Here is a 4474-nt window from a genome sequence, read left to right on the forward strand (position 1 = left end):
GTGTCAACGACGAAGCAATCCGTTCTTCCTTTGGGGCTCGACGGACTGCTTCGCTGGCGCTCGCAATGACGCCTGATATATGCTCCCCACCAACAAGGAAGCACCTGGAGTAATATGAGCGGACAGCAATACGGCGACGCGCACGAGGCGCAATGGCTGAAATGGCGCGGCCTCGCCGATCTCTACCACGCCTTTTTCACCGGACTCATTCTCACCGTGGTGACGCGGCGCGGCACGGCGGACGCCGCCGAATTCGTGTTCCGGGTGTTTCGCCGCCAGCGGCAGGAGCGTTTCCTGCCCGGGCTCGAGAAACTGGGGTTGAGTCATCTGCCGCCGGCGGTGGCGGCGGCGCAATATCATTACCTCTCCAACTGGATCGGCGGCGTGCCTGTCGAATACATGCACGAGACCAACCGCAAGGCCTGGATCCGCTATCCGCCGCCGCGCTGGATCTGGCGCGGCACCGCGATCTGCGGCGTGCCCGGTGAGGTCTCGCGCGCGATGCTGCGCGGATGGCATGCCAATAACGGCGTGGCGCTCGGCAATTTGAAACTCGGCTTCGTCTGCACCAAGCAGAGCGTCGACGGTCAGGACGGGCTCGAAGGCTATTATTGCGAGTATGATCGTCCGCTGCAGCTCGATCAGCGGCTGGTGTTTGCGCGCCATCTCGAGGCGCCATTGTTCGATCCCGCCGCCGCGCCGGCCTTGCCGGTTGCGAGCTGGCCAAGGCCGCGGCTGGAAAAAGCCTATCGCAATTATGCGATGGAATATGTGCGGACCGCGGCTCCTGTGATGGTGCAATTGTTCGGTCCTGAGGATGCCGGCTACCTGCTGCACCTGACCGGCAAGCTGATCGGCATGCAGTATTTCGACGAGATCGCGCGCGCCTTCGCCGCTCACCGCGGAACCGCAAGGAGTTTCGCCGCGTTCCTGGCCGTCCTGTTCGAGGCGCAGGACGATGTCGCCGATGTCAGCGAGTCCCATGGTGCGTTTGAAATCCGCCAGCAGAGCTGGAAGCTGATGGCCGATGTCAGCGACTATCATCCGGCCTGCGCAAGAGTTCTGGAGGGATTGTTCCAGGGCCTCGCGGCGGGTTGTGGCCGGCACATTCCGGTTCATTTGAAAGCAGCGGCCGGCGGTAACGCGCCCTTGGTCTGGTCGATCGGCTGAAGCGAGCGCTCGCCTGCAATCGTGCAGGCCCCCATTGCGCTCCGCGCACGTGGAATTGCGCCTGATCGTGCTAGGAGAACGCGTCGCGGCAGGAAGTCGGCGCGGCCAGGAGCAGAAATGTCCGATATCGGCGTTGCCGAAATACCCGTAGACGAGGATGAGCGTCCGCTGCCGCCGCCGGAAGCGCCGGCGAAGAATGCGCTGCTCGATGGTCCGATCCTGCGCACGCTGTTGTGGCTGGCCTGGCCGAACGTGATCGCGCTCAGCGCCGGCACCTGCGTCGTGATCGCCGAGACCTCCTATATCGGCCGGCTCGGGGTCGAGTCGCTGGCGGCGATGGCGCTGGTGTTTCCGATCGTGATCCTGACCATGACGATGTCGGGCGGCGCGATGGGCGGCGGCGTCGCTTCCGCCATCGCGCGGGCGCTTGGCGCCGGCGATACCGAACGCGCCTCGCGGCTTGCCGCGCATGCGCTGCTGATCGGCCTCGGCTTCGGGCTGACCTTCATGCTGGGCATGCTGATGTTCGGCCCGGAATTGCTGGAACTGCTCGGCGGCCGCGGCAATGTGCTGGCGCAGGCCGTCGCCTATGCGCAGATTTTTTTCGGCGGCGCGGTGCTGCCCTGGCTGATGAATACGATGGCGGGAATTTTGCGCGGCACCGGCAACATGAAGCTGCCATCGCTGATGATTCTCTCGTCCGCGATCTGGCAGATCATCCTCGGCGGCACGCTCGGCCTCGGCCTCGGTCCGGTGCCGCCATTCGGCATGCGCGGCGTCGCCGCCGGTTCGCTGATCGCCTATTCGATCAGCATCTCCGTGATGTCCTGGTATCTGTTCTCCGGGCGGGCGCGCGTCATTCCGAAGATCAGCGGACTTCACATCCAGTGGGCTGTCTTCATCGACATTCTGAGGGTCGGCGCCGTCTCCTGCTTCTCGCCGCTGCAATCGGTGCTGACCATCAGCATCTTCACCCACATGCTGGCAGGCTTCGGCACCGAGATTCTGGCCGGCTACGGCATCGGCGCGCGGCTCGAATTCATGTTGACTTCGGTCGCGTTCGCGATCGGCATCGCCTCGGTGCCGATGATCGGCATGGCGGTCGGCGCAGGACGCATCGCGCGGGCGCGGCGGATCGCCTGGACCGCGGGCGTTGTCTCGTTCTGTTTGGTCGGCGCGATCGGAACCCTGATCGCGATCTTTCCCGACCTCTGGGTCAACATCTTCACCAGCGATGCCGGCGTGCGCGCGGCGAGCAGGCAATATCTGTCGACGGCGGCGCCGATGTACGCGTTCATCGGGCTCGCGATGTCGATGTATTTCTCCTCCCAGGGCGCGGCCAAGGTGCTGGGCCCGGTGCTGGCGCAAACCGCGCGGCTGTCGTTCATCGCCGCCGGCGGCCTCTTTCTGTCGGCGCATGGCGCCACCGCCCAAAACTTCTTCGCGCTGGCCGCGGCCTCGATGGCCGTGCTCGGCGTGCTGTCGTGTGCGAGCGTGATCCTGACCCGGTGGGGACCGAGCCGCGACTCCCTTCCAACCGCGCGGCCTGCGCTGTCGTGAGCAAGACGCAATGACGGCGGTTGGAGCGGGCTACGCGGCCTACGTGCAAACCGCCTCGACATTGTTGCCGTCGGGGTCGATCAAAAACGCCGCGTAATAGGTCGGGCTGTAATCGATCCGCGGTCCCGCGCCGCCATTGTCGCGGCCGCCGGCTTTGAGGCCTTCGGCGTGAAACCTGGTGATCGCGGCATGGTCGGGCGCGCGGAAGGCGACATGGGCGCCGGTGCCGGCCTTGCCCTTGTGCAGATGAAGCCAGAGCGCCGGCGCGCCTTTCGGCCCAAATCCCGCGCCATTGTCGTCCCGCGAGCACAGCTCGTAGCCGAGCGGCTTCAGCGCCGCGGTGTAGAAGCGCACGCTGGTGTCGAGATCGCCGACGCGCAATCCGATGTGGTCGTACATGAGTTTCTCCGGTGAAAGCGCGTCGCTGACGCGCGGCCTGGAGCGACCCTAGTCAGTGCCGGGCAAGGCGTTCTTGGAAAATCTTGCGCATCCCGCGCGAGGCCCGGCGGAATTTCTGCGGCGAGGCGCCCGCGGCGCGGCCGAAGCTGCGCACGAAGTTGGAGAGATCGCCGAAGCCGACGTCATAGGCGATCCCGGTGATCGGGCTGTCGTCGCAGGCCAGCCGCCGCGCGGCGTGGCGCAGCCGCGAGCGCAGCAGATATTGATGCGGGGTGACGCCGAGCACGCCCGCGAACAGCCGCAGGAAATGGAACGGGCTGATGCCGGCTTGCCCGGCGGCATCCTCCAGACCGATCGGCCGGTGCGAGTTGGCGTCGATCCACAGCGCGGTTTCCACCGCGCGGCGGCGGTCGCGGGCGGCGACGGGCGTGGCCTTGCGCGGCTTGCCGGAGACGATTTCGACGAAGCGGTCGGCCAGCATCTGTCCGACCTCGTCGAGGCCGATATCGCTGTTGCCGATGGCCGCGGCCTGCGCCAGTTCGCCGAGCACCATCAATTCCGGCAGCGGCGGCGCCGCGCCGAGTTGCCAGATTTCCTTGCGGTCGCCGATCGCCTCCACCAGCTCGGGGCTGAGGTGAAACGACAGGCATTCGTCGCCGCGGACGTGCTCATGGGTGCAGGTATATTCGTCGCCGGGATGGCCGATCAGGACCGACCCCGCCACCAGCTCGTGGAACTTGCCGCGGCTGCGGCAGCCGAAACTGCCCTTGCGCACATAGGAGATCGAGTGGCAGCGGTGCTGTTCGGCAAACGGCTTGTCGCCCGGCCCGAAGCCGCAGCGGAAGTCGAATACCGAAATGGATTTGCCGTGAAGCAGCGTCGTCGCCGTCATGCCGCGATTCTAGCCCTGCGGGCGCAGCGGAGCAACGGGAAGCAGCACCTCGAACAGCGTCTTGCTGGCGGTCGCCTGCGCGCCTTCGATCGAGAGCAGCCGCCGCTTGGAGATGGTGCCGCCGTGCGGCGAGATCTTGTCGGCGTAATTGCCGGCCTCGAGCACACGGTGGCAGGGCACGATGATCACAAAGGGGTTGCAGGCGATCGCCTGTACGATCGCCCGCGCGACCGCATGAATGGCGCCGGAAACCCTCATGCTGGCGGCAAGTTCGCCATAGCTGCGGGTCTCGCCGCGCGGAATGCGGCGCGTGACCTCGTAGACGCGCTGGCTGAAGGTGGGAATGCCGGTCATGTCCAGCGTGACCTCGGCGAGGTCGGCCGGCTGGCCGCCGAGCTGGGCGACGATACCCTCGATCGCGAGCTCGGCGTTCGGCGGCGGATGGGTTTCGCG

At 66.2% G+C, this 4474-nt stretch carries 5 protein-coding genes; 2 read left to right on the forward strand and 3 right to left on the reverse strand.

Translation table 11 applies throughout. The annotated features are described in order from the left end of the window. Nucleotides 1-114 precede the first annotated feature (114 nt). Together WCE35_RS23510 and WCE35_RS23515 are read left to right on the forward strand one after the other, a co-directional pair. Nucleotides 115-1170 carry a hypothetical protein gene (locus tag WCE35_RS23510; RefSeq protein WP_424595703.1) on the forward strand — a complete coding sequence of 352 codons (1056 nt, stop codon included), beginning with the start codon at nucleotides 115-117 and terminating at the stop codon, nucleotides 1168-1170. A gap of 117 nt (nucleotides 1171-1287) precedes the next feature. Then, nucleotides 1288-2730 (forward strand): MATE family efflux transporter, encoded by a 1443-nt coding sequence (locus WCE35_RS23515; protein ID WP_424595704.1) that lies wholly within the window; start codon nucleotides 1288-1290, stop codon nucleotides 2728-2730. Between the two features lie 39 nt (nucleotides 2731-2769). On the opposite strand, the gene WCE35_RS23520 is transcribed toward WCE35_RS23515, so the two are convergent. The 3 genes from WCE35_RS23520 to WCE35_RS23530 form a co-directional block, all read right to left on the reverse strand. After that, complete coding sequence (locus tag WCE35_RS23520) at nucleotides 2770-3129, reverse strand: VOC family protein (protein ID WP_424595705.1); 360 nt, start codon at nucleotides 3127-3129, stop codon at nucleotides 2770-2772. 52 nt (nucleotides 3130-3181) lie between these two features. Next, nucleotides 3182-4021 (reverse strand): helix-turn-helix transcriptional regulator, encoded by an 840-nt coding sequence (locus tag WCE35_RS23525; RefSeq protein ID WP_424595706.1) that lies wholly within the window; start codon nucleotides 4019-4021, stop codon nucleotides 3182-3184. A gap of 9 nt (nucleotides 4022-4030) precedes the next feature. Beyond that, a partial coding sequence (locus WCE35_RS23530) for a methylated-DNA--[protein]-cysteine S-methyltransferase (RefSeq protein WP_424595707.1) occupies nucleotides 4031-4474 on the reverse strand: 444 nt, incomplete at its 5' end.

This window comes from Bradyrhizobium sp., from assembly GCF_049691595.1.
Classification (GTDB): domain Bacteria; phylum Pseudomonadota; class Alphaproteobacteria; order Rhizobiales; family Xanthobacteraceae; genus Bradyrhizobium.